Source organism: Clostridium sp. DMHC 10, from assembly GCF_001270375.1.
GTDB lineage: Bacteria > Bacillota > Clostridia > Clostridiales > Clostridiaceae > Clostridium_S > Clostridium_S guangxiense.
Genome location: NZ_LGVB01000015.1, coordinates 181,854 through 205,316 on the forward strand (window position 1 = coordinate 181,854; position 23,463 = coordinate 205,316).

The window sequence follows — 23,463 nt, forward strand, 5'->3', positions numbered from 1 at the left end:
TAAGCATATTTAAAAATACTAACTATGCTTTTATTTATTTATTAAGACTTTAATTAAGAAAACAGGTATCGCACCTAATCTTTTTATCCTATATGGCTCTTTAATAACCCTATAAAGCCATTCAAGTCCTAATTTAATCATCCATTTTGGTGCTCTTTTTAAAACTCCTGCGAAAATATCAAAACTTCCACCGACGCCCATATAAATACTGCACGGAAGTTCATCCATGTACTTAACTATAAACCTTTCTTGTCTTGGACTTCCCATAGCAACAAAAATAGCATACGGCTTAGATGCTTTTATATCTTCAATAATATCGTCGCAATTATCTAAATCAAAAAAACCATTGCGAAAACCTGCTATTTTTAACTCGGGATATTTTTTTTGTATATTTTGTACGCAAGCTTCAAGTATTTCCTGCTTTGTTCCAACAAGATATATACCCTTATTTTCAGCTTCGCACTTTTTTATTATTTCTTCCATAACTTCTATACCCGCAATTTTTTCCTTGACAGGCTTACCTATGAGTTTAGAGGCAAGTACAACACCCACACCATCAGGTATTATTATAGAATTTTTATTTGTAAAATTATCAAATAAGAATTTGCTATTAAGACCATTATAAAGCACCTCTGGATTTCCAGAAATTATATTAACTTTATTCATATTGCTAATATCTCTTAGCAGCCTATTTTTTGTGTCACTGTATATTTCATAACCAAGTATATTTACAGACATAATCAGTCCTCCATATGAGATTTACAATCCCTCTAAAATTCAACCTTCAAGTTTCTTTATAAATTTTGCTGGAACACCTGCTGCAACAGTATAATCAGGAATATCCTTAGTTACTACTGCACCTGCACCTACTACCGCACACTTACCTATAGTTATACCGCATAAAATAGTAGCATTCGTACCTATAAATGCTCCTTCTTTTACTAAAACTTTAGCTTGCTTTCTCCTATAGAATTTGCTAATCATTCTTTTGCCAACATCTTGATGGGTAATTATACTTACTCCTTCAGACACAACAGAATCTTTTTCCAAGAAAAATTTCATCAGCAAGATCAAGAAAAACTTTTCTGCCTATAAAGCAATTATCACCAATATGCAACTTAGTATATTGGCGATATGTATTATCAAGTATTAAACCTCTTTTAATATTAGCATTTAAAGCAATGTGTACCCCAAACTTTTGCATGGAGAACGCCAGAAAGCGTTCACTACAATTTTCAATATATCTATTTATAACATAATCTCCTAAAATCTTAGCTTTAAATTTAATTATAAATATATTAATGCATAAAATTAATTTAATTACACTCTTAATAAGCTTTTTCACTGGTTCAACCCTCTTTATAGATTAAAATGCTCCTTCATGCTTAAATACAGATACAAATGTCTTAAGTAAAATTTTGAAATCATAAATCACTGAAAAATTTTTAATATAGGTTAAATCATAAAAAATAGTTTTTCCAAGTTCAATTTCTCCTCTTCCGCTGACTTGTGCTAAACCTGTGATGCCAGGCACAACCATAAGTCTTTGTTTATAATTTTCTGGATAAAATTTAACCACATCTGGTATTTCTGGTCTTGGTCCAACTAAACTCATATTTCCAATTAGAACATTAAAAAGCTGAGGTAATTCATCAAGGCTAGTCTTTCTTAAAAAGCCTCCAACTTTTGTTATTCTATTATCGCTTTTACTTTGAAATACAAACTTACCTAAGTTTTCAGGATCTATATCTAGGGCTCTTTTTTTTTCTGCATTCACTATCATAGTTCTAAATTTATATATTTTAAATTCTCTACCATTTATTCCAACTCTAACTTGCTTAAATACTGCTGGTCCCTTTGAATCTAATTTTATAGCAATAAACAAGATTAAAAGTATAGGACTTAGTATTACTATACCAATTAAAGAAAGAATAAAATCAAAAAATCTTTTTATTATAAAGTGGACTTTTTTATTTTTAATATCTTTTATAGGATCTATTACAATATCATTATCCATCTAATAACCTACTCCCTTATATTATAAATTTCTCTCTCTTAGATATGCCGCTTCTGATAAAGCTAAAAGTACCCAGAAAAAAGTAGCTACTTTGGGAACGAAAAATAAATTGTCTACAGTATTCATTACTAAAAATGCAATTGTCGCTGCTAAAAAACCAGTAAAAAAATATTTAAAGAACTTATCATTTGTCATATCTATAAACCTTTTTACATGAATAATCGCTAATATTATTATAGAGATAAAATTAACTATTCCAATTATTCCAAGTTCACTAAATACTTTAAGATACGAATTGTGAACTGGAAAATGACTGTATCCATATTCCAAATAAGGATATCGCTTCACATATTCATCATATCTTGTAACATAGTTCCATTTCCAACACCGAGTATAGGGTGGTCCTTAATCATCTTTAAAGCTATTTTCCACAATTTAATTCTTGTAATATTTTGAGAATTGCTAGCTATATTTAAAATTCTCTCTCGAACTTTAGAATTAAAAAAGCCAAATAAAAATACTGGCACTAAAACAATAAGCATTTTTAATGAATAAAAAAACAATAGGCAAATTAACCCTACCCCAATCCCAACATATGAACTTCTAGAAAAAAGTGAAGACTATATTAAAAACATAGCTAATGTAAACAACCCATATAAACTTTTTTGAGCTTATTTTTTCATATATCATCATCATAATAACAGGAAAAATAGCTATAACCATGAATGCTGCAAGACTATTTGGATTATCTAATGTTGATGGTATCTTAACTTTAGTATAATCAAAGCCAGTTTTAAACTCTTTAGCAACACCTTTTCCACCAGTAATATATTGATATATTCCGACAACAGCAACAACTGCTGCACTGCAGTACAACGCTGCTATTATTTTTTTTATATAACCTTTTTCATTAAGTTTAAATTTAATTGTGTAAAAAATCATAACATAGGAAAAAACCTTATAGCTTCATTTAACGCAATTGATTTATCTTTAGAATACGATACTGATATACACATTATAACTACAAAAATTAAGAGAGCTAAACATAAGGCATCTTTAAAAAACATAATTAAGTCCATTATAGCTTTTTCTCTTGTACTTTTTATTATAAAGCATAATAAATTATATAATATTAATATTCCAAAGAACAACATTTCTATTTTATCTACTTTAAAGTTATTTATGGGCAATATAAATAAATATATGCACATAATTCCGAGCATTAATTTTTCCAAGAGCTTCATAAAAATCACCATCTCTTATTATTACCATTTTAGGCTTAATAAAATCAATTTTAAATTATGCATTACAAAATATTAACATTCTGTAATGCATAATGTTTTATCATTATAAATAAATCATTTATCTAAATCCAAAAGTATCTTTTCCATCTTTTTAGTTATATTAACTCTTGAGTAATTTTCAATAGCATATTTTCTTCCATTTTTACCTAGTTTGTCTCTAAGCTCAGGATTTTCATATAATTTTAAAATTGCATCTGCCATTTTTTTAGAATTTTCTGGTTCTACTACTATACCTGCATTAGCTGACTTTATAAGTCTTTCTGCTTCACCCTCAGCTGATAACACTATAGCTGTTTCGGATGAAAGAGTCTCAAATATCTTAGAAGGAAGAGCTCCTTTGAAAATATCAAGTTTTTTAAGAGGTATAATAGCAGCATCCATAGAAGCAACTATTTTAGGCATATTCTTCTTAGGTTGAAGACCTATAAACTTAACATTATTTAGTCCCTTTTCTTGAACCATATTTATAAGCTTTGGTTTTTCAGGTCCTTCTCCCACAAATACAAATTGTATATTTCCATAATCCTTTAATATTTCTGCAGCATTAATAATAACTTCAAGTCCTTGCGCAAGACCATGTATTCCGGCATAGCAAACTGCAAATTTATCTTTAATGCCCCACTCTTCTCTAAGCTTTTCATCTCTGTTTTCTGGTTTAAATAACTCTGTATCTATTCCATTGGTTATAACATGAACTTTATTCTTATCAAAACCTCTAGATACTATATTATCTACTATTCCCTGAGTTTGACCAGTTACTGCAGCTGCTTTTCTATAACAAAATTCTTCAAGTTTTGTTGATAAGCTTATAAGCATCTTGTTATGAAGCATATCTAATTTAACAGCTGATTCTGGCCATAAATCTGACACATTAAATATGAACTTAGCCTTTTTCTTCTTTGCTATACGATATCCTGACCAGCCAAGAAATAATGGCGGAGACTCTACTATTACCACATCTTGATCTCCAACATTTTTAGCACCTGTAAACATGGACGAAAAAGTAAAAGATAAATAATTTCTAAGTCTTTTAACAAAGGTTTTTTCCTTAGACGTATATATACTTGTTCTTACAATGCTTATTCCATCTATTTCTTCCTCAACTAGCTTTTTTCCTTTATAGCCATCAAATATTTCACCCTTAGGATAGTTTGGCATCGCTGTAAGTATAGTAACCTCATGTCCAAATTTTTTTAAATGCTTTGCCATCTCAAAAATTCTATTTTGTGGCGCTCCAACTTCCGGTGGACAATATTGAGTTAAAAACAATATTTTCATTCTTTCACTCCCCGAATTAATAACGATCTAGTATATCTAATATTTTTTTTGCTGCTGTTCCATCTCCAAATATTTCTTCTTGCTCATTTGTTGGATTAAAACTATTAATTCCATTTATAATTTCATTTTTATCCGTTCCAGTAAGTCTATTCCATCCATTTTCAACAGTTTCAACCCATTCTGTTTCATCTCTCATTGTAATACATGGCTTATGCATGAAGAATGCTTCTTTTTGAACTCCACCACTATCTGTTACTATTTTACATGAGTGCATTTCTAAAGCTATCATGTCAATTGGTCCAACAGGTTCAACAACCTTTATATTACCACTAAAAGCCAAACCGTAATCTTGTATATACTTATGAGTTCTTGGATGAAGTGGAAGCACTATTTTTTTACCACTCTCATTTAATGCTTCAACTATGTTTTTCAATCTCTTAGGATCATTAGTATTCTCTGCTCTATGTACTGTTGTAAGAATATATTCATTATCATTTAAATCTAGTTTTTCTAAAACCTCAGAATTTTCCTTAGCCAATTTTCCAATTCGAATAACTGAATCATACATTACATCTCCAACATTGTAGACACCTTTTTCAATGCCTTCTTTTTTAAGATTTTTTTCAGCTGTAACTGTTGGAACAAAAAGATATTTTGAAATATGATCAGTAAGTATTCTATTTTGTTCTTCCGGCATATTCATATTAAAGCTTCTAAGTCCAGCTTCTACATGAGCTACAGGAATAAGAAGTTTGCTTGCACATAAAGCACCTGCTAAGGTTGAATTAGTATCTCCGTATACTAAAACTAAATCAGGTCTTTCTTTTTCGTAAATTTCTTCCAACTTTATAAGCATAGTTCCTGTTTGCTTTCCATGATTTCCAGAACCAACACCTAAATTATAATCTGGTTTTGGTATTCGTAATTCTTCGAAAAAATTTTTGACATATTTTCATCATAATGCTGTCCAGTGTGTACCAGTATTTCTTCATGCTTTTGCCTGATTACATTAGAAACAGCAGCGGCCTTCATAAATTGTGGCCTTGCCCCTACTACCGTCAATATTTTCATCTGATTCACTCCTATCAATCTTTCATAAGCCTTAGCATTTTATCAACAACTGAAGATATATAAAATTCTTCATGTACTCTCTTGTATCCATTTCTTTCAATTTTCTCTCTATAATTTTTATCATCAATTAACTTTTTGATACCTTCTGTAAGTTCATCTACATTTTTTTCATTAACCAAAACTCCTGAGTTGTCACCTAAAAGTTCTGGTATACCACCGGTATATGTTGAAACAGCTGGAATATTGTACGCCATTGCTTCCATAAGCGAAACAGGTATCCCTTCTTTTTCACCATCACTAGTAACTATGCTTGGAAGTGCCACGCAATCAACCTCACCATTTAAATATAGCCTAAGCAAATCATCATGAGCTATTTTACCACAAATTTTAACACAATCATCAAGCTTCATTTTTGTTATGTATTCATTAAGTTCTTTCTCTAAAGGTCCACTTCCATAAAAACTACATTTTATACTATAACCCATTTTTTTCAGATGTTCAATTGCCTCAATTAAATATTTATGACCTTTTTTTCTCAACAAAATTAGCAGGAGTAACTATATAAAAATAGTCTCTTTTCTTTTTAGGCTTTATTTCTGCATCTGTAATTTGAACTCCAACATGAATTTTATGACATTTTTTCTTATTATCCTCACCTATAAAACCAATCATCTCCTCAAATCCAGGATCATCTATAACTCTTATGAACTTAGCTGTTTCAGCTTTTTTTCTAAGCATATTATTTTCAGCTATATCCCATCTATGAGAAGTAAAACTATATGGAACTCCGGACATATATGATGCAATAAACGCCGTCGTCGATGGAGTTGAAGCCCAATGTGCATGAATATGCTCAATATTATTCTTTATAACAAAATCACTAGCAACGAGTCCCTTACTAATTAGGAGCAAATTCTTTAAAGTCTTAAGTACACTTCCCGAATGCACAAATATATTTCCAAGTAGATTAAAATATTTTAAAGGGTGTCTAAAGAATATAGGCACAGCACTAAGAATAACCTTAACACTAATAAGCGGAACATATTTAGTATGTTCAGCCACTTGTCTTATTTCTTCTCCTTTTGATAAATTATGATTAGGTCTTAAAGGCATAACAAGCACTTCATTACCCTTATTCATCATTTCTATAATTTCTGGTGGAATAAATTGTTCCCCATCGCCATAAGGAGTTTGTGCTGTAATATACAATATTTTCATTTAATTCACCTCTGACTTATCAGATTTTTTTATTTTATTAATTACAATATCCGCAATTACTCCAATTTCTTTTATTTTTAAGATATAAGAAACCAAAATAAATATACACAAGCCAGAACCACATATAACTACAAGTTTTAATAAAACAATTATAGTTGAATCTAGGCCTACCAATAAATATGTATTTAAAACTTTTATATACAAACCCATTATAGTACATGCTAAACAAGTCTTAAAAAAAAGTTATAATTCCAGATTTTATACTGAATTTTCCTATTTTATACCTAAGTTGATAAATAAGTAAAAAGCAACAAATATATGTTGAAATTGAATTAGCAAGTCCAAGCCCAGTAAGTCCCATAAATTTTATACATACGAATATTAATATAACATTTATAATCATACCAATAGCACTATTAATCATGGGTGTTTTGGTATCTTTAAAGGAATAATAAGCTTTGCAAATAAAATCCCTAAGACCATATGCCAGCAATCCAAGCGAATAGGTTAAAAGCAAGCTTCCTGTTGCGATTGTAGCTGTTCTATTGAATTTTCCTCTTTCAAATAATATATATATAATACTATTGGCTTCTAACATTATAATTACCGTAATAGGAATTATTAACACCAGTAAAATATTTACATACTTTTTAAGTGTAACTTTTAAATTTGTCAAATCATTTTCAACGGTTTGTTTAGACATCATAGGATATATTACAGTTGAAATTGCAACTACAAATACATCAACAAAAAGCGTAAACACCCTATAGGAATATGTTAACGCAGTTAAGCTTCCGGAACTATAATTGGTAGCAACAGCTCTCTCTACCATACTATTTATTTGCTGCCCACTTACGCCTATTATAACTGGTACTATCATCCACTCCATACGTCTTAACGCTTTATCCTTAAAATCCACAAAAAAACTGTATTTAAATCCAACTTTTCTTATGGCAAATAGCTGCGGCACTATTTGCATAAATGTTGCTGCAAATGTTGCTATGGTAAGCCCCATTACCCCAAGTCTATCACCAAATATAAAAAGATATACTATGGTAATAGCATTTAGTGGTATTGAAACTAATGAAGGGATAGTAAAACTGTTTTCCGACTGCAGCACTCCGTTGAAAATATATATAACTGCATTAAAAATTAACGTTGGAACTAGTATTACGGTCAGCACTTCAGTTAAACTTTCTTGGCTTCCCTTAAAACCTGGATTTAAAATGTGTACAATTGGTTTATTAAAAATGATACAAATTATAGATATCAAACCTGTTGCTAAAACAAAAAAGTTAAGAACGTTATTTGCAAATTTATTTGCAGACTCCTTACTTTCTTGAAGTTTCTCATTATATAAAGGAATAAGTGTTGTTGTAATTGCCGTTCCAATAGTCATAAATATAATCATAGGAACATTAGATGCTGCAACATAAGCATCTAACTCTTTATTAGCACCAAATTTTGATGCAGTTATCATATCCCTTAAAAGTCCTAATGCTCTGGCAAACAATGTAAAAAAGGCAATAATTGTAACACTTTTAATAATGCTGCTACTTTTTTTCTTCATTCAACAAATTCCTTTCGTATAACTATATGTTTCTTTTCTCGTCAATACATGATATACATAATCCATAAAGCAGCCAATGAGGCAAAAAGTATGTTACTGAACTTGGTGAAAAACTTCCGAATATAAATCCACCTAAAGCTAAAAATAAAGATAATGAAATATATTTTTGAGCATTGTCTCCATTTTTATATGAAGTATAAAGCCTTTTAAGTAAATATGCATAAAACACAAGATATAAAACAAAAAATAAAACTCCAAAATCTCCAAACAATTCTATAAACCATCCATGAGGATCGTAAGTTTTATGAGTATTGTTTGCTTTTTCCACATAATAAGATGAATTTCCAACTCCAACACCTAATAAATGTTTTTGTTTTATAACTGCGTTAATAATATCATAAGCAACAGTTATTCTCTCATTTACAGAATCAGCCTTACCTATTCCCGTACCTTTTTCAATATCCTTAAGTGCAGTTGCGCTATTAGCTACTTTTTGTCTATAATCGTTTTTAGCGCTTAGCACGGATGAATAATTGTAAGCGACAAAAAATAATATAATAAATATAATTGGAAAAACTAATATTTTGGGTTTCTTCTCCAAAATCAAGAAAATGCCATATATCACAACAAACGCCAGCATAATAGGCACTCCATATTTACCAAATTTAGAAGATACTACTGTAACTGCACTTGCTATTGTAACAATACCAAAGCCAGCTGTAAAAATAAAAGATTTATTCTTCTTATTATATAAAATAACAACTGAATAAACTGCTAAAATTAACATTAATACAGAGTAGTTAGTTCTTGATGCAGTTAATACTAGTACAACAAAACTTATAAATCCTGCTACAACAGAAAAAATTTGTGCTTTCCTGTTTTTAACAAAATAACTTATTGTAAGTAAAAAGGGAATTCCAATAGTTAAAAAGGTTCCAAAATTATTTGTATTAAAGAAAAAGGCTATAGGTCTACTTCTTAATTCAACCAAAGTCTGTTTTTGAATCTTATATTGTTTATATACATCATAATAATGTTGAACTGGTAACTGCTTTGCAAGTAAAATTTCAAACAAACCTACAATCACGGACACTAAAACCATAAATCCAAAAACTTTTATAGTTCTATTTAAACTATTGCCAACTGCATGGTAAATTACTATATCAAATACAAATGCAAACATCATTAAATATATAGCAATGTATTTAATATTTGCACTTCTACTTGCAGACCAAGTCACACTTAAACAAATATATACAAACCAAATAGCAAAAAACAATGCAATTTTTTTATCTATATTTCTCACTATTTTTTCTCTGTTTTGAATAAATTTAAAAATTGAAACCACTGTAGTTATTACTAAGAACACATGAAAAACATATAATTTTGAAGTGTGTATATAGTATGTATAATCCATAACTGATGTAATTATAAGTGTATACACTAGATTTTCATACATTTCTTCAGGATTTGTTATTAAAATTACAATTGCAGAACAAACTACAAATATACTTCCCGTTACATAAGTACCACTTATTAATGCATTAGCTATACTAAATATCAGTAAAACAACTAAGTAAATATAATTTTTTTTATGTATTGCAAGCATTTTTTTCCTCCCAAATGACGTTCTATGAAGCGCTTATTGATTTTTTAAAAGTTGGTCTAAAGGAACATTTTTAAAATACTTTGCTGGGTTACCTGCAACAATGCTTTCCTTCTTTACATCCTTAGTAACTACACTGCCTGCAGCAACAAACCCATCATTTTCTATAACCTTACCAGGAAGTATAGTTGCCTGAGCTCCAATCCTTCCACCTTTTTTTACTGTTACCCCTTTAAAGTGATTGTATCTCTCTTTAGAGCGTGCAGCATAATTATCATTAGAAGTAACAACTCCAGGTGCTATAAATACATAATCTTCAATTTGTGAATAAGCAGTAATATATACATTTGTCTCTATTTTACAGTTTGAACCTACTGTACAATAGTTTTCAATAGCTGCTCCTCTACCTATTATTGTTTTAACGCCGATTGTTACATTTTCTCTTACAGTTGCTAAATCAGCTACCAATGTATTTTCTCCTATTTTACAGCCACAGTATATTACCACACCCGCACCTATTAAGCATCCATTTTCAATAATGCATGGTTCATATTTTTTTTCTTCCTTAAAGATACTATTTACTGATCTCATCGGTTCTTTTCCTATAACTGTATTATCATCTATTCTAACATTATCACCAACATTGCTTCCATTGTGTATAACAACATTATTACCAATAAGACAATTCTTGCCTATTACCACATCATCTTCTATTACAGCAAAATGACCAACCTTAGTATTTCCACCTATACTGCTTTTGTCTGAAATATAATTCATAAAATTACCTCTATTCACTTTTAATATTTCGTGAAAAATTACATGTATAAAACTATTGTAAAATCATTTTACTTGCTAACTTATACATGCATATTATCTCTTTTTCAATCTATATTTTAAATATACACTCAAGTTAACTTTCCACTTACAACCTTACACATGTAATTCAACCAAAACCCATTACATATAATGCTAAAAATTCAAACTTAATTATTTCATATCCAATGTTGAAAAATCTTCAATAGGAAATTTCACTGGCATTTTTGTAAGTGCTGATTTGTAAGCACCCAGTATAATTGACATACCCTTTTTACCCTCTTCGCCACTAACAAGAGGTTCCCTATTATTATTAATAGCATCTATCATGTCCCTAAATAAAGGTGTATGCCCAAAACCATATACTGAATCAGGATCACCAGCCTGTGCTTTTAATATATCATCTTCACTATCCTTGCCATCTTCAAATCTCCATGTTTCAATCCTATTGACAGCAAGTCCTCCTATAACAACCGTTCCTTTTTCACCAAATATACTTAGTGTTTCTTCTAAATTTTTTGGATAAACGCATGCGCTTCCTTCTATTATTCCTATAGCCTTGTTTTTAAATCTAATTAAAACTGCTCCAAAATCTTCTGCCTCTATATCTCTTATAAAATTATCACACTCAGCATATACGCTTTCGACTTCACTTCCTACCATCCATTGAAGCAAATCTATGTTGTGTATGCATTGATTCATTAATGTTCCACCATCAAGCTTCCATGTACCTCTCCAGGGTGCTTGTTTATAGTAGTCCATATTTCTATTCCAAAGTATTCTAGCTGTTCCATTTATTATATTGCCAAATCTTCCTTCATCTAGCGCCTTTTTTAGCTGCTGAATTGGCTTATTAAACCTATTTTGATGACTTACACATAATTTTACGTTATTGCTTTTTGAAACCTTAATCATTTCGTCTGCATCTTTTATTGAAAGAGCCATAGGCTTTTCACATATAACATTCTTCTTATTATTCATACAATATATTGCAATCTCTGGATGATATCCGCTTTCAGTTGCAATTGTAACAACATCTATATTTTCTTTATCAAGCATTTCCTTGTAGTCAGTATATACCTTTATATTTACATCCAAATCAATTTTATCTTTATATTCTTTAGCCTTACCTTCGGCTTTTTCTTTTACTATATCACATACTGCAACAAGTTCAGCCTCATCTTTATTATTTACAAGAGCTTCCACATGCTTATATGAAATTCTCCCGCATCCAATGATTGCAAACTTTAGTTTTTTCATAAATATTCACCTCAAAATCTAAGTATTTAAAGATATCTAATGCTTATTATAATACAACATCATTTTTTTGTCATTAAAATAATATTTATTGTAACCAAATTTTATTAATTAAATTTTAAATTTCCTGTATTATGTTGTATAATTGTACATGCTTATTGTCTATTTTAATTGAATTGAAAGGAATTGAGCTTATGAGAAATAAAAATAAACTATTTTTACTTTTGCTTTCAACAACATTAGTGTTTATATTAACAGCATTCTCTGGCAAAACAAAGGTATACGCCAGAACATATTATGTTTCACCAAATGGATTTGATTGTGATTGGTCACAAGCCACTAGTGACACAGGAAATATAGACAATCCATTAAAAACACTAAAAAATGCAATTTACCATTATATGAAACCTGGTGATACTTTAATAATTAGAGCAGGTACATATCGTGAAAGAATCGATATTTATGGAAATGGTTCTCCTACTGCTTGGTATACTATAAAAAATTATCCAAATGAAACAGTAACTTTATATGCTGATGGAGATGACACAGAAATGGGAAATGGATTGGTTTTCCATAATTCATCTTATTGGAATATATCAGGTTTAAACATAACAAATTATACAGGCTCTGGGGTATGGCTAAATGGAGAAGGCGGAGATAATGTAAACCATATAAATTTAAGCAATTTAAATATATATGGCATTAATGGTCCACAAACAGGCAACAATGGAACAGAAGGTATTTTTGCTGATGGGAATGCTTCTTATTGTACAATTGAAAATTCTAAAATTCACGATATAAGTTTGCCTGCAAATAGATTTGATAGAGATCATGGAATATACATTGGTTATGGCGTAAAACATATCATAATAGATGGAAATGAAATTTATAATAATATAGGTTCTGGTATACAATTTTATGGTGAACCTAATGGTGGAAGTTATTGTACTATCTCAAACAATAAAATATATAATAATCATGCTTATGGTCTTACAATTTTCACAAACGCTCAGCATAATTTTATATATAGAAATTCTTTTTATGGTAATAAAAATTACGATGTTAGATTAGAAGAAAATTCAAATAGCAATGTATTAAAAAATAATGTATTTGGCTCAATAAACAGTGAGTATAATGTCGTAATGATGAATAGCTCAGACAATAATACCTTTAGCAATAATTGTTATGCCAAAACTAATGGTTTAGTTATATATGCCCACAACACAAGCATGGATTTCAACACTTGGCAAAAAAATTATTTTCAAGACTTAGGTGGAAACAAACTCACAACAATCTCTAGAACAAATGACGTATTAAACGTTCAAAATGAAGAAATATCAAAGCGATTAGAATTTAACAATTTTAATCAAACAAACAACTTTGTTTCCTCAAACAAAAACTTGGAGTATAAAATTCAACAACACTATAGATAAAAATTCTCTAAATAGTAGTACTGTATGGATAGAAGATGCTTTAGGCAATGTATTTAATACAAACTTGCAATTATCCAATGATGAAAAAACTGTTGTAGTTTCACCTAATAACAATTATACTAGTAATGCTGTATATTGCTTATATATAAGTAATTTAAAATCTACAAACGGCAAAACTTTAACTCCTTTAAAAATGTCATTTTAACATACTAAATACATAGTTTTATATTTAAATACTTTAAGGTGGTAATCAGATGAAAATATGCTATATTGCAAATTCAGCTAGTTCTCATACTGTAAAATGGGTAAATTACTTTGCATCTCTTGGAAATGATGTCCATGTAATATCTCACTCAAACGTCCCTATTAAAGGTGCAAAGGTTCATTATATAAATTATAGCTTAAAAAACTATCCTTTAATGGTACATAAGGTTCACAAGTTAATTAAAAATATAAATCCAGATATACTACACGCACATCAGGTTAATACCTGTGGTCTTTACGCTGTCTCCCTAAAGGGTTATAAAACAATAGTATCTGCTTGGGGCTCTGACATTTTAGTTGCACCAAATAAATCATTTATTATGAAAAAAATTGTACAGTATGTAATAAAGCATTCTTATTTTATCACATCAGATTCTCATTATATGTCTAAAGCAATAATTAAGCTTGGTGGGAATAAATCTAAAATACTTACATTCCCTATGGGAGTTGAAACTTCATTAACTAACTATAAACATATATATAGCACAAGCAAAAGTAAAATAAATGTATTAAGTTATAGAAGGTTAGAAAAAATTTACAATATAGATATAATAATTAAAGGATTTTCTAAAATCTTAAAAAAGCACGATAATATATATCTAAATATCGCAGCTTCAGGAAGTGAATTTAATTCTCTATTGACCTTAGTAAAATCATTAAAAATAGAGAATCATGTTAAATTTTGGGGAGCTTTTAATTCTAATGATTTAGGAAACTTAATTACTGCAAATGATATTTTTATTTCAATTCCCTCATCTGATTCCACATCTGTAAGTTTACTTGAAAGTATGTGTTGCGGTGTTTTCCCTATAGTTTCAAACTTACCTGCAAATCTAGAATGGATAGAAGACAAAAAAAATGGTTTGGTAATAAATTCGATAAATGAGGTTGAGGTAGAAAAAGCTTTAAATTGGTGCATTGAAAATTTTTCCAAATTTCCTATAATCGCTGAAAAAAATATTGAACTTATACATAAAAAAGCTCTATGGAAAAACAACTCTAAAATCATATTAAATTTATATAATGATATATATTCTAAGGGGTCGTCACACTAAATATAAAAAATTACGAACTAATTAAAGTGAAGGTTTTAACTTCGCTTTGCACGTTAAAACCCTTCACTATTATGATTGCTTCGCAATTTTTTTAGTGCGACAACCCCAATACGTTTATTTTTTTCTCTTCATATTAACTAAAAATTTAATTTCATTAACCTTAAATGAAACCATCAAAATATAATATATTGCCAAACCACAACCTGCAGAAATGATTATTTTAAATGATAATCCAATAGTATTATCTCCTATAAAATTCAAAGCTTTATAATATGTAAAATATGTTATACCAGCCATGGCAATTCCTGAAATAATAACTTTAAGTATAACCGATACCATTGGAAGCAACTTGACATTTTCAAGCTTATGTCTTAACTCTGCAAGCATTATTATACTTGAAATCATAGTAGAAAAAACAACTGCTATAGCAAGACCTCTAACACCAAATTTAGGTGCAAAAACAAAAATAAATACTATATTTAAAGTTATTATAATAAAGCCATTAATCATAGGTGTTATTGTATCTTTTGTTGAAAAAAAATACTTTACCTAATATATCTATAAGTGAATACCCTATAGAACTCAAGGCTAAAATTCTTAAACAATCTGCTGTAATAACCGCTGATTTAGCATCAAATTTTCCATGTAAAAGAAGTAATTTCACCAGTGGCATACTTAAAATCATCATTAAAAAAGCAAGTGGTATTACAACAACAGATACTATATTCACAGACTTAACAAAGAAAGAATTAAACTCTTCTCTACTTCTGTTGGAAAATTTATCTGTAAGCATAGGATATAAAACAGTCGTAACAGATGATATAAATACTTGATTTATAATTGTGCTTATTTTATTGGCATAATCAATTACAGATATGCTGCCCGCCGCAAAACTAGAGGCAAATCTTCTGTCTACCATAGTGTTAATCTGAGAAGCCGCTGTGGTTATTAAAATTGGCACTGCCATTTTAAACATAAGTTTCACATGCTCATCTTTAAAATTTATTATAAATTTTTTATACTGATAATTTTTTATAAAAGGCTGCTGAACTAACATTTGCATTATAGAGCCTATAAGCACTGATACTATAGCTGAAATTATTCCAAATTTATAAAAAACAACTATTCCAATAATAATAACAATATTAGCAGTTATACCTGTTAAGGCTGGTTGAATAAATACACCATAAGACTGCAAATATCCAGTATAAATACCGCTAATACCTAAAAATAATATTGTAGGCATCACAATTCTTGTCATTGTTACAGCTTGGGCAAAATCATTTCCCTTAAAACCTACTGCAAATAGCTTAATTAATACAGGTGAAATTAAAATTCCAACAATAGAAAGTACGATACATAATAAAGATACTATGTTTACAATATTGGTAAAAAACTCATCAGACCTTTTTTGTCATTTTTAATATTAGAAAATACTGGTATAAATGTTGTAACTATAGCAGCAGAAACAGCACTAAACAACACATTAGGCATTGTAGTTGCTATTTTATATATATCCGACTCCCTAGTTGCTCCAAACTTAACAGCTATAAGCAGCTCTCTTGCAAAACCAGTTATCTTGCTTAATACCAACATAACCGTAATTATAGCACTATATTTAAAAACATTTTTTGTCTTTGAGTTAACCATTTAGTCCTCCATATATTTTCCTTCAATGCCCAAAATATTATCATAAAGCTTTAATAACTCTTTTTTTTCATCATCCCAACTATAGTACTTTTTAACTCTTTCAATACCGTTTTTGCCAATCTCTTTCATCACCTGTTTATTTTCCATTAAATATTTTATCTTCTTATATATTTCTTTAGGATCCTGTGGATCTACAAATTCGGCTGCATCTTGAAATTTTTCTCTCCAATATGGAAAATCTGACATCAAAATTGGCATACCGCACGCCATATATTCAAAAGCCTTTATTGGTAAACTCTTTAAATAATTCTTCACCGGATAAAGAGTGCATATACCTATATCTGCTGCTTTCATATAAGAATACACTTCATTGAGTGGTTTAAAGCCTATGTACTTTGTATACTTCCATCCATCTGATTTTTCACATTCAGTTTTATAATCACTACTATCCCACTTTCCTAAAAGCCAAAATTCAACTTCACCATTAAAATATGCAACTGAATCAACAATTTCCTTTATTCCTCTTATCTTCATAAGTCCACCTGCATATATTACCACATACTTTTTCCCTTTTCTGGATACAGGAAGTGACTTTTCTATCATATTAACTATAGGATAATTTCTAAGCAAAGCTTTTTTTCTAACTTTAAACTTTTCAAGAATTTCAGGTGTAACCGATATTATTCCGTCAAAAAGTTTAGAAATACTTTTTTTCAAAAAGATTAAACATGCCAGATATTATTTTTCTAAGGAATTTAATTTTAATCCAATCTTTAGCCAATATTTGAGATGGTACATCCTCATGCACATCATAGACAACTTTCTTTCCAAAAATTTTTAAAAATATTCCTACAATAATGAGTTCAGGATCATGAAAATGATATAAATCAGCATTAACCTTAAGTGCCTTAAAAAGAGCTTCCATAGTCTTAATAAACATTCTATACATCCTGTTATTTTTTTACTTAATTGGATTATATTAACTTTACTGTTCACATAACTTTTATCGCTTGTAACAATAAAATATACATCGTACCCCTCATTTGCTAGAGTGACACATTCCTTTTGGAATATTCTCACGTCTGCCGATGAATGAACAGTAGATATGTGGCATATTTTATATGTCATATTCTATACCTCCGGAGTATTTAATGTTTAAATATTTATCTCAAGGTATAATCTTTTTCATAGATTACACAAATTGCACAAAGTAAAATTTACCTTGTGCAACTTAAATATTGTATACGTAAAATTACAGCTTATTGATTTTATTTCTATTATTCTTAACATCCTTAGTTGCATTTCTTGTATCATATAAAAGTTTAGCTTCAGCAACCACTTTTTCATAATCATAATCGCTGTGATCAGTAGTTATAACCACGATGTCCGCATTCCTTATTTCACTTTTCCAATCTACAGATTTATATTCTACACCGTTGTGTTTAAATGAACTTACATATGGATCATTATAAATTACTTCTGCTCCATTTTTGAGTAAGTTATCTATTACTTTAAGTGCAGGTGATTCTCTCATATCATCTATATCCTTTTTATATGCTACTCCCATTAAAAGTACTTTTGAACCATTAAGTGCTTTTTTAGCTCCATTTAATACTTTCATTACATTTTCAACCACAAATTCAGGCATACAATCATTAATTATTCCTGATGTTTCGATTAATTTAGTATGAAAATCATATTCTTTTGCCTTCCATTCAAGATAAAATGGATCAAGTGGTATGCAATGTCCTCCAAGACCTGGACCTGGATAAAAGGGCATAAAACCATAAGGCTTTGTTTTAGCTGCATCTATGACTTCCCAAACATCTATACCCATTTTATTACATAACATAGCCATTTCATTAGCCAAAGCTATATTTATATTTCTAAATGTATTTTCAAGTATTTTTTCCATTTCTGCCACTGCTGGAGAAGATACCTCTTTAACATCACTTTCAAGAACACTTCTATATAACATTGCAGCAACTTCAGTACATTCAGCAGTACATCCACCAACTACCTTAGGTGTATTTTTAGTTTTAAATTGTTTATTACCAGGGTCTACTCTTTCAGGTGAAAATGCAAGAAAGAAATCAACTCCGCATTTTAATCCGCTTTCCTCAAGTATTGGTTTACAAACCTCCTCAGTTGTTCCAGGATATGTTGTACTCTCTAAAACTACTAGCATTCCCTTGTGTAAATACTTTGCTACACTCCTTGTAGAACTTTCAACATATGATAAATCAGGTTGCTTATACAAATCAAGTGGTGTAGGAACACAAATGCAAACAGTATCAACTTCCTTTACAAAGCTAAAATCTGTAGTAGCTTTAAGTATTCCATTATTAACCAAATTCTTAAGCTCATTATCAATTATATCTCCAATATAGTTTTTGCCTGCATTAACCATTTCAACTTTTTGTGACTGAACATCGAAGCCAATTACCTTATATCCAGCCTTTGCCTTTTCTACAGCGAGTGGAAGTCCAACATATCCTAACCCTACAACACCCAATTTAGCTGTTTTATTTTTAAGCTTTTCTATTAATTCATCCTTATATTGTGACAATTTTTATACCTCCAAACATATTTATGCTCTTATCTAACTAGTGATAAAATACATTAATTATTAAATTTTATATTATATTAATAACATCTTTGACTAATAACTGTACATAGAACACCATTAAATTATAATACAATGTCAAATTTTTGTCACCATATTATTGATTTTTCTTTCTTTTGTACGTAGGAACTTTTTCTGCCATAATTTCATATATTTTTTCTTTATTATTTTCTTTTAGCACTTCTTTAAAATCTTCAATTGAACTCTCAATAAAATTCATATCAATATCCATAGGTTTTTCAACATGTATTTTTTCATGTTCTGTACTTGTAAGTGCAACTTCACTCATTAAAAGTTCCTCATAAAGTTTTTCTCCCGGTCTAAGACCTGTAAACTCTATTTTTATATCTTCTCCTGGGTTAAAACCTGATAAAGTTATTAAATCTTTTGCAAGATCTACTATTTTTACTGGTTTACCCATATCAAGTACAAATATCTCTCCACCTTTTGCCATAGCACCAGCTTGAATAACAAGTTGAGCTGCTTCTGGTATAGTCATAAAAAATCTATTGATTTCTGGATGAGTTACTGTAACTGGACCCCCGTGTGCAATTTGTTTCTTAAATAGAGGAATTACTGAACCATTACTTCCTAAGACATTTCCAAATCTAACTGCAACAAATTCAGTTTTGCTAACTCTATCAAAAGCTTGAACCATAAGTTCGCAAAATCTTTTTGTTGCTCCCATTATATTGGTAGGATTTACTGCCTTATCTGTGCTTATTTGAACAAATTTTTTAACATTATATTCATCACAGCATTTTAACACATTAAAAGTTCCAAGTACATTATTTTTAATAGCCTCCATTGGATTTACTTCCATTAAAGGAACGTGTTTGTGAGCTGCTGCGTGAAAAACTACATCAGGTTTAAATTTTTCAAATATCTCGTCAAGTCTCTTTTTATCTCTTATTGAAGCAATTATTACCTCTTTATTTAATTTAGGGCAAGTATAATTTAATTCCATCTGAAGATCATATGCATTATTTTCATATATGTCTAAAATCACAAGAGTAGCAGGATTAAACTTAGATATTTGTCTGCATAATTCTGAACCTATGGAGCCACCTCCACCGGTAACTAAAATATTTTTTCCTTTTATATACTTTTCTATATTTTCTGTATTTAACTTAACCTCATCTCTCCCAAGTAAATCTTCAATACTTACATCCCTTATTTTTCTCATATTAAACTTTCCATCTATTATGTCGCTTATGCTTGGAAAAGTTCTAAGCTTGCACTTAGTATTTTTGCATATATTAAAGATTTCCTTTCTATCCTTCTCAGGTGCCGATGGCATAGCTACTATAATTTCTCCAATTGAATTTTCTTCACAAAACTTCTCTATGTCATTTCTAGTGCCAACTACTTTCACGCCATATATAAGTCTTCCCAATTTTTCATCATCATCATCTATAAGTCCAATGATATCATAATTTAACTTTTTGCTCCTTTTAATCTCTTTAATAAGCGTCGCTGCAGCATCACCAGCTCCAATTATAAGCAATCTTATTCTATTCTCACTGATGCACTCTCTATTTTTCTTACTTTCATACGATGCTCTATAGGCAAATCTAGTTCCTCCTAAAAGTATTATACAAAGCATCCAAAAAATAACATGAACTGTATATGGAAATCTATAAAATACAGTTTGAGTAATCTTCATATGACTTAATATATAGCTGTAAACAATAAACACTATATTAGTCAAAGACACTGAATAAACTATAGATAGAAGTTCGTCTATGGACGCATACTTCCACATATTATTATAAAGATTAAAAATCCTATTAAATATGATCATAAAAACAATTACTGGAACTATAGATACCTTAAATAACTTTATATACCTAGTATCCACCATAAAATCATATTTAAGCAGTAACGCTATATATAGGGACATTGTAACCATTATAATATCACTTATAACAAAAAATCTATTTTCCTTACGCATATACACACTTCCTTAATCTTTGTTGACAAATTTAATTTTACACTATTTTTAAAATTATTCAATGTTTTTTATGCTAAAAATAAAATCCACTTATAACAAAGTGGATTTTATTATGCATCATTAAGTAAATTTACTTATAAATAGGAAGATCAAAAATCAATTTTGCTGTCGGACAAAGATCATATAATGATTTAATATTATATATTTGATTAATTGCCCATTTTACATCTGTTGCATATTGATGGGATGGATTATTAGGATTCCACCTCATCTTATATAAAGTATCCTGATTATACTGAGGATTATTTATATATGAACTTGATACAAATTTAGCTCCACCTTTAATTGCAGCGTCAACAGAAAACCACCCTTGGTTGTAAGCATATTGTGAACCATAATAGTCTGCATTTTCATCATATGCCCCAATTCCAAACATATTATATACTGTTTCTCCATTTACCACAATTCCAGTTGCAAGATTTGACGTTCCATTTCCCGTTTCAAGTAAAGCATGCGAAACTAAATACATAGGATTTATATTGCTGTCAGCTGCAGCCTGCAAAAATACGGCTCCTTTATTTTCAAGCACGCCTTTGCCCTTAAGTACATTATTTATATCATCAGCTGAAATTCCATCATAATATGTTAATTTTAAAAACTCAAATCGCCCAAAAGGATCATTTATATAGTTTGCTGGATCTAAATATTTAAGAATAGTATTACTATCAGCAGCTACCCATTGTCCATTTGAATTTTCATATACTGCCTGCTGATTAAGCTCCATATTTAGAACCTGCTGTAAAGTATAATTATAATTAGTTTGTGTGTACTGAGTATTTGCACCTGCCTTTGGCTGAACAAATTCCGTAAAACAATAATAATTATCGTAACTTCCAAGTCCCTGAGCATTTTGTATGTTCCCCTGTGTATTTGCTTCTTTAACCCATACTGATATTCTATACTTACCTGAAGCAAAAGGTGGATTTACTGAAATTTCATAAGAATCACTTCCACTTACTGCGGAAGTATATCCATTAGTAGCATCAGTCCATGTATTACTTGAGGCTGGTGATACTAATACCCTATATTGTGCATTAGCTAATTGTGGGGCACTAACATTTAATTTAAGCGTATCACCCTCTATCAATGATGATGGGGTTGCAGTAACATTAAGTGTAGGACTACAAACTTTTTCCAAAACATAGTAGCTATCGTAATTTCCTAATCCTTGACTATTAGATATCCTACCAACAGTTCCAGCATTTTTAACCCATACTGATATTTTATATTTTCCAGAGCTTAATGTCTTGCTTAATTTAGTAGCATAATAATTATCTCCATCAACTGATGAAGTATATCCACCAGTAACATCTTCCCAACTGCCACTTGAATCATTTATAAAAACTCTATATTGCACTTTCTCACTTACATTTGACAATAGTTTTATATTAGGATTTGATCCTATCGTCATGTTATCAACTTGTGCATCTTTAATTTGAGGAACAGGACTGATACATTGCTTAAAGCAATAGTAATTATCGTAATTTCCTAATCCCAAACTATTGGTATACATTCCATCTCTTTCATACCTTTTAACCCATACTGATATTCTGTAATCACCATAATCATTAAACTTACCAATATTAATATTAAATGGCGTATTTCCATCAACAGGTGAAGAATATCCATTACTCTTGTCTATCCATTCATTAGTGTTTAGTTTATTAACTAGTACTCTATACTGTACTTTTCCAGTAATATCACTTTGGACTGTTAAATTAACATCATCATCCTGATAAACCTGCGAAGGTAAACTTTCAACGGTTACTTTAGGATTGCATATTTCATCAAAAGCATAATAATCATCATAACTTCCTAGTCCAAGTGAATTATTAATAGTACCTGTAGTTCCAGCAGCTTTTACCCAAACAGAAATTTTATACTTGCCAACAGCTAAATTATTTACATTAACATCATATTCTTGGCTTCCAGAGACAGGGGTTGAATATCCATTAAATATATCTTTCCAACTTCCAGTATCATATGAATATATCAAAAATCTATATTGTACGCTGGAAGAAGTGTTAGATACCACTCCTAGTTTCAATGCATCATTCTGAAATACCTGATTCGAACTTCTAGTCACAGAAACAATTTTAGGATTACTAGTATTGGCTTGTCCTGTTTGTGAGCTGGTTGCTGCTTGTACATTTTGTTGCAATGCTATAATTATAAAAGCAAATACAACTACAATTACTACCTTCCTTAATCTGCTAATATCATTCACCTCCCTTCACAAAAGGACAGGATTACGTATACATTATAGCATATCGTAGCATTTTATAAA

26 protein-coding genes and 1 pseudogene are annotated in these 23,463 nt (G+C 29.9%); 2 read left to right on the forward strand and 25 right to left on the reverse strand.

The window, feature by feature from the left end:
- Positions 1–30 precede the first annotated feature (30 nt).
- The 17 genes and pseudogenes from AGR56_RS02820 to AGR56_RS02895 all read right to left on the reverse strand — a co-directional run bounded on the left by AGR56_RS02820 (position 31) and on the right by AGR56_RS02895 (position 12,137).
- A complete protein-coding gene (locus AGR56_RS02820) occupies positions 31–738 on the reverse strand; it encodes a WecB/TagA/CpsF family glycosyltransferase (protein WP_053241056.1) in 708 nt (235 codons plus the stop codon).
- Between the two features lie 39 nt (positions 739–777).
- On the reverse strand, positions 778–1,032 hold the full coding sequence (locus AGR56_RS22530; RefSeq protein ID WP_278279561.1) for an acyltransferase: 255 nt from the start codon (positions 1,030–1,032) through the stop codon (positions 778–780).
- Positions 1,025–1,345: a hypothetical protein gene (locus tag AGR56_RS02830; protein ID WP_053241058.1), complete on the reverse strand. Its 321-nt coding sequence runs from the start codon at positions 1,343–1,345 to the stop codon at positions 1,025–1,027. The genes AGR56_RS22530 and AGR56_RS02830 overlap by 8 nt, the downstream gene beginning before the upstream one ends.
- A gap of 21 nt (positions 1,346–1,366) precedes the next feature.
- A complete protein-coding gene (locus AGR56_RS02835) occupies positions 1,367–2,017 on the reverse strand; it encodes a sugar transferase (RefSeq protein ID WP_053241059.1) in 651 nt (216 codons plus the stop codon).
- Between the two features lie 21 nt (positions 2,018–2,038).
- Positions 2,039–2,347, reverse strand: coding sequence for a hypothetical protein (locus AGR56_RS02840; RefSeq protein WP_053241060.1), 309 nt, complete (start codon positions 2,345–2,347; stop codon positions 2,039–2,041).
- A 14-nt stretch (positions 2,348–2,361) separates the two neighbouring features.
- Entirely contained in the window at positions 2,362–2,580 is a 219-nt protein-coding gene (locus tag AGR56_RS02845; RefSeq protein ID WP_053241061.1) for an O-antigen ligase family protein, read from the reverse strand.
- Positions 2,581–2,620: 40 nt separating this feature from the next.
- Positions 2,621–2,959 carry a hypothetical protein gene (locus AGR56_RS02850; protein WP_053241062.1) on the reverse strand — a complete coding sequence of 113 codons (339 nt, stop codon included), beginning with the start codon at positions 2,957–2,959 and terminating at the stop codon, positions 2,621–2,623.
- A complete protein-coding gene (locus AGR56_RS02855; RefSeq protein WP_053241063.1) occupies positions 2,956–3,261 on the reverse strand; it encodes a hypothetical protein in 306 nt (101 codons plus the stop codon). The genes AGR56_RS02850 and AGR56_RS02855 overlap by 4 nt, the downstream gene beginning before the upstream one ends.
- Positions 3,262–3,375: 114 nt before the next feature.
- Positions 3,376–4,599, reverse strand: coding sequence for a glycosyltransferase family 4 protein (locus AGR56_RS02860; protein WP_053241064.1), 1,224 nt, complete (start codon positions 4,597–4,599; stop codon positions 3,376–3,378).
- A 16-nt stretch (positions 4,600–4,615) separates the two neighbouring features.
- Positions 4,616–5,670 (reverse strand): annotated as a pseudogene (gene wecB / locus AGR56_RS02865) (UDP-N-acetylglucosamine 2-epimerase (non-hydrolyzing)).
- Between the two features lie 14 nt (positions 5,671–5,684).
- Positions 5,685–6,212 carry a glycosyltransferase gene (locus tag AGR56_RS20625; protein ID WP_198149907.1) on the reverse strand — a complete coding sequence of 176 codons (528 nt, stop codon included), beginning with the start codon at positions 6,210–6,212 and terminating at the stop codon, positions 5,685–5,687.
- Positions 6,190–6,888: a hypothetical protein gene (locus AGR56_RS20630; protein ID WP_198149908.1), complete on the reverse strand. Its 699-nt coding sequence runs from the start codon at positions 6,886–6,888 to the stop codon at positions 6,190–6,192. Before AGR56_RS20630 ends, AGR56_RS20625 begins: the two co-directional genes overlap by 23 nt.
- Positions 6,889–7,062 carry a hypothetical protein gene (locus AGR56_RS20635; protein ID WP_198149910.1) on the reverse strand — a complete coding sequence of 58 codons (174 nt, stop codon included), beginning with the start codon at positions 7,060–7,062 and terminating at the stop codon, positions 6,889–6,891.
- 58 nt (positions 7,063–7,120) lie between these two features.
- The gene (murJ, locus tag AGR56_RS02880; RefSeq protein WP_053241066.1) at positions 7,121–8,458 is read right to left on the reverse strand and encodes a murein biosynthesis integral membrane protein MurJ; all 1,338 of its coding nucleotides are present in this window, start codon (positions 8,456–8,458) and stop codon (positions 7,121–7,123) included.
- A 22-nt stretch (positions 8,459–8,480) separates the two neighbouring features.
- Entirely contained in the window at positions 8,481–10,067 is a 1,587-nt protein-coding gene (locus AGR56_RS02885) for an O-antigen ligase family protein (protein ID WP_053241067.1), read from the reverse strand.
- 33 nt (positions 10,068–10,100) lie between these two features.
- Positions 10,101–10,841 carry an acyltransferase gene (locus tag AGR56_RS02890; RefSeq protein ID WP_053241068.1) on the reverse strand — a complete coding sequence of 247 codons (741 nt, stop codon included), beginning with the start codon at positions 10,839–10,841 and terminating at the stop codon, positions 10,101–10,103.
- Positions 10,842–11,051: 210 nt separating this feature from the next.
- Entirely contained in the window at positions 11,052–12,137 is a 1,086-nt protein-coding gene (locus AGR56_RS02895) for a Gfo/Idh/MocA family oxidoreductase (protein ID WP_053241069.1), read from the reverse strand.
- A gap of 191 nt (positions 12,138–12,328) precedes the next feature.
- On the opposite strand from AGR56_RS02895, the gene AGR56_RS02900 reads away from it, so the two are divergent.
- Both AGR56_RS02900 and AGR56_RS02905 read left to right on the forward strand, forming a co-directional pair.
- Entirely contained in the window at positions 12,329–13,567 is a 1,239-nt protein-coding gene (locus AGR56_RS02900; protein ID WP_053241070.1) for a right-handed parallel beta-helix repeat-containing protein, read from the forward strand.
- 254 nt (positions 13,568–13,821) lie between these two features.
- The gene (locus tag AGR56_RS02905) at positions 13,822–14,886 is read left to right on the forward strand and encodes a glycosyltransferase family 4 protein (RefSeq protein ID WP_053241071.1); all 1,065 of its coding nucleotides are present in this window, start codon (positions 13,822–13,824) and stop codon (positions 14,884–14,886) included.
- 114 nt (positions 14,887–15,000) lie between these two features.
- Here AGR56_RS02905 and AGR56_RS02910 read toward each other — a convergent pair whose 3' ends face one another.
- From AGR56_RS02910 to AGR56_RS02945, 8 genes are all read right to left on the reverse strand, one after another.
- The gene (locus tag AGR56_RS02910; protein ID WP_053241072.1) at positions 15,001–15,396 is read right to left on the reverse strand and encodes a polysaccharide biosynthesis C-terminal domain-containing protein; all 396 of its coding nucleotides are present in this window, start codon (positions 15,394–15,396) and stop codon (positions 15,001–15,003) included.
- Positions 15,389–16,270 (reverse strand): lipid II flippase MurJ, encoded by an 882-nt coding sequence (locus AGR56_RS02915; protein WP_084756843.1) that lies wholly within the window; start codon positions 16,268–16,270, stop codon positions 15,389–15,391. Before AGR56_RS02915 ends, AGR56_RS02910 begins: the two co-directional genes overlap by 8 nt.
- On the reverse strand, positions 16,264–16,536 hold the full coding sequence (locus tag AGR56_RS02920; RefSeq protein ID WP_053241074.1) for an oligosaccharide flippase family protein: 273 nt from the start codon (positions 16,534–16,536) through the stop codon (positions 16,264–16,266). Before AGR56_RS02920 ends, AGR56_RS02915 begins: the two co-directional genes overlap by 7 nt.
- Entirely contained in the window at positions 16,537–17,253 is a 717-nt protein-coding gene (locus tag AGR56_RS02925) for a glycosyltransferase (protein ID WP_053241075.1), read from the reverse strand.
- The gene (locus tag AGR56_RS02930) at positions 17,234–17,476 is read right to left on the reverse strand and encodes a hypothetical protein (protein WP_053241076.1); all 243 of its coding nucleotides are present in this window, start codon (positions 17,474–17,476) and stop codon (positions 17,234–17,236) included. The genes AGR56_RS02925 and AGR56_RS02930 overlap by 20 nt, the downstream gene beginning before the upstream one ends.
- A gap of 312 nt (positions 17,477–17,788) precedes the next feature.
- On the reverse strand, positions 17,789–19,105 hold the full coding sequence (locus AGR56_RS02935; protein WP_053241077.1) for a nucleotide sugar dehydrogenase: 1,317 nt from the start codon (positions 19,103–19,105) through the stop codon (positions 17,789–17,791).
- Between the two features lie 154 nt (positions 19,106–19,259).
- Complete coding sequence (locus AGR56_RS02940; protein ID WP_053241078.1) at positions 19,260–21,116, reverse strand: nucleoside-diphosphate sugar epimerase/dehydratase; 1,857 nt, start codon at positions 21,114–21,116, stop codon at positions 19,260–19,262.
- A gap of 130 nt (positions 21,117–21,246) precedes the next feature.
- Positions 21,247–23,403 carry an N-acetylglucosaminidase gene (locus AGR56_RS02945; protein ID WP_053241079.1) on the reverse strand — a complete coding sequence of 719 codons (2,157 nt, stop codon included), beginning with the start codon at positions 23,401–23,403 and terminating at the stop codon, positions 21,247–21,249.
- Positions 23,404–23,463 lie beyond the last annotated feature (60 nt).

Excerpts from the sequence above, each read along its gene's own strand:
- AGR56_RS02900 (WP_053241070.1), top strand. The coding sequence starts at position 12,329 with ATGAGAAATAAAAATAAACTATTTTTACTTTTGCTTTCAACAACATTA.
- AGR56_RS02855 (WP_053241063.1), bottom strand. The coding sequence starts at position 3,261 with ATGAAGCTCTTGGAAAAATTAATGCTCGGAATTATGTGCATATATTTA.
- AGR56_RS02890 (WP_053241068.1), bottom strand. The coding sequence starts at position 10,841 with ATGAATTATATTTCAGACAAAAGCAGTATAGGTGGAAATACTAAGGTT.
- AGR56_RS20630 (WP_198149908.1), bottom strand. The coding sequence starts at position 6,888 with ATGAAAATATTGTATATTACAGCACAAACTCCTTATGGCGATGGGGAA.
- AGR56_RS02820 (WP_053241056.1), bottom strand. The coding sequence starts at position 738 with ATGTCTGTAAATATACTTGGTTATGAAATATACAGTGACACAAAAAAT.
- AGR56_RS02940 (WP_053241078.1), bottom strand. The coding sequence starts at position 21,116 with ATGCGTAAGGAAAATAGATTTTTTGTTATAAGTGATATTATAATGGTT.
- AGR56_RS02895 (WP_053241069.1), bottom strand. The coding sequence starts at position 12,137 with ATGAAAAAACTAAAGTTTGCAATCATTGGATGCGGGAGAATTTCATAT.
- AGR56_RS02835 (WP_053241059.1), bottom strand. The coding sequence starts at position 2,017 with ATGGATAATGATATTGTAATAGATCCTATAAAAGATATTAAAAATAAA.
- AGR56_RS02910 (WP_053241072.1), bottom strand. The coding sequence starts at position 15,396 with ATGATTAATGGCTTTATTATAATAACTTTAAATATAGTATTTATTTTT.
- AGR56_RS02885 (WP_053241067.1), bottom strand. The coding sequence starts at position 10,067 with ATGCTTGCAATACATAAAAAAAATTATATTTACTTAGTTGTTTTACTG.
- AGR56_RS02905 (WP_053241071.1), top strand. The coding sequence starts at position 13,822 with ATGAAAATATGCTATATTGCAAATTCAGCTAGTTCTCATACTGTAAAA.
- AGR56_RS02860 (WP_053241064.1), bottom strand. The coding sequence starts at position 4,599 with ATGAAAATATTGTTTTTAACTCAATATTGTCCACCGGAAGTTGGAGCG.
- AGR56_RS02920 (WP_053241074.1), bottom strand. The coding sequence starts at position 16,536 with ATGGTTAACTCAAAGACAAAAAATGTTTTTAAATATAGTGCTATAATT.
- murJ (WP_053241066.1), bottom strand. The coding sequence starts at position 8,458 with ATGAAGAAAAAAAGTAGCAGCATTATTAAAAGTGTTACAATTATTGCC.
- AGR56_RS02930 (WP_053241076.1), bottom strand. The coding sequence starts at position 17,476 with ATGTTTATTAAGACTATGGAAGCTCTTTTTAAGGCACTTAAGGTTAAT.
- AGR56_RS02850 (WP_053241062.1), bottom strand. The coding sequence starts at position 2,959 with ATGATTTTTTACACAATTAAATTTAAACTTAATGAAAAAGGTTATATA.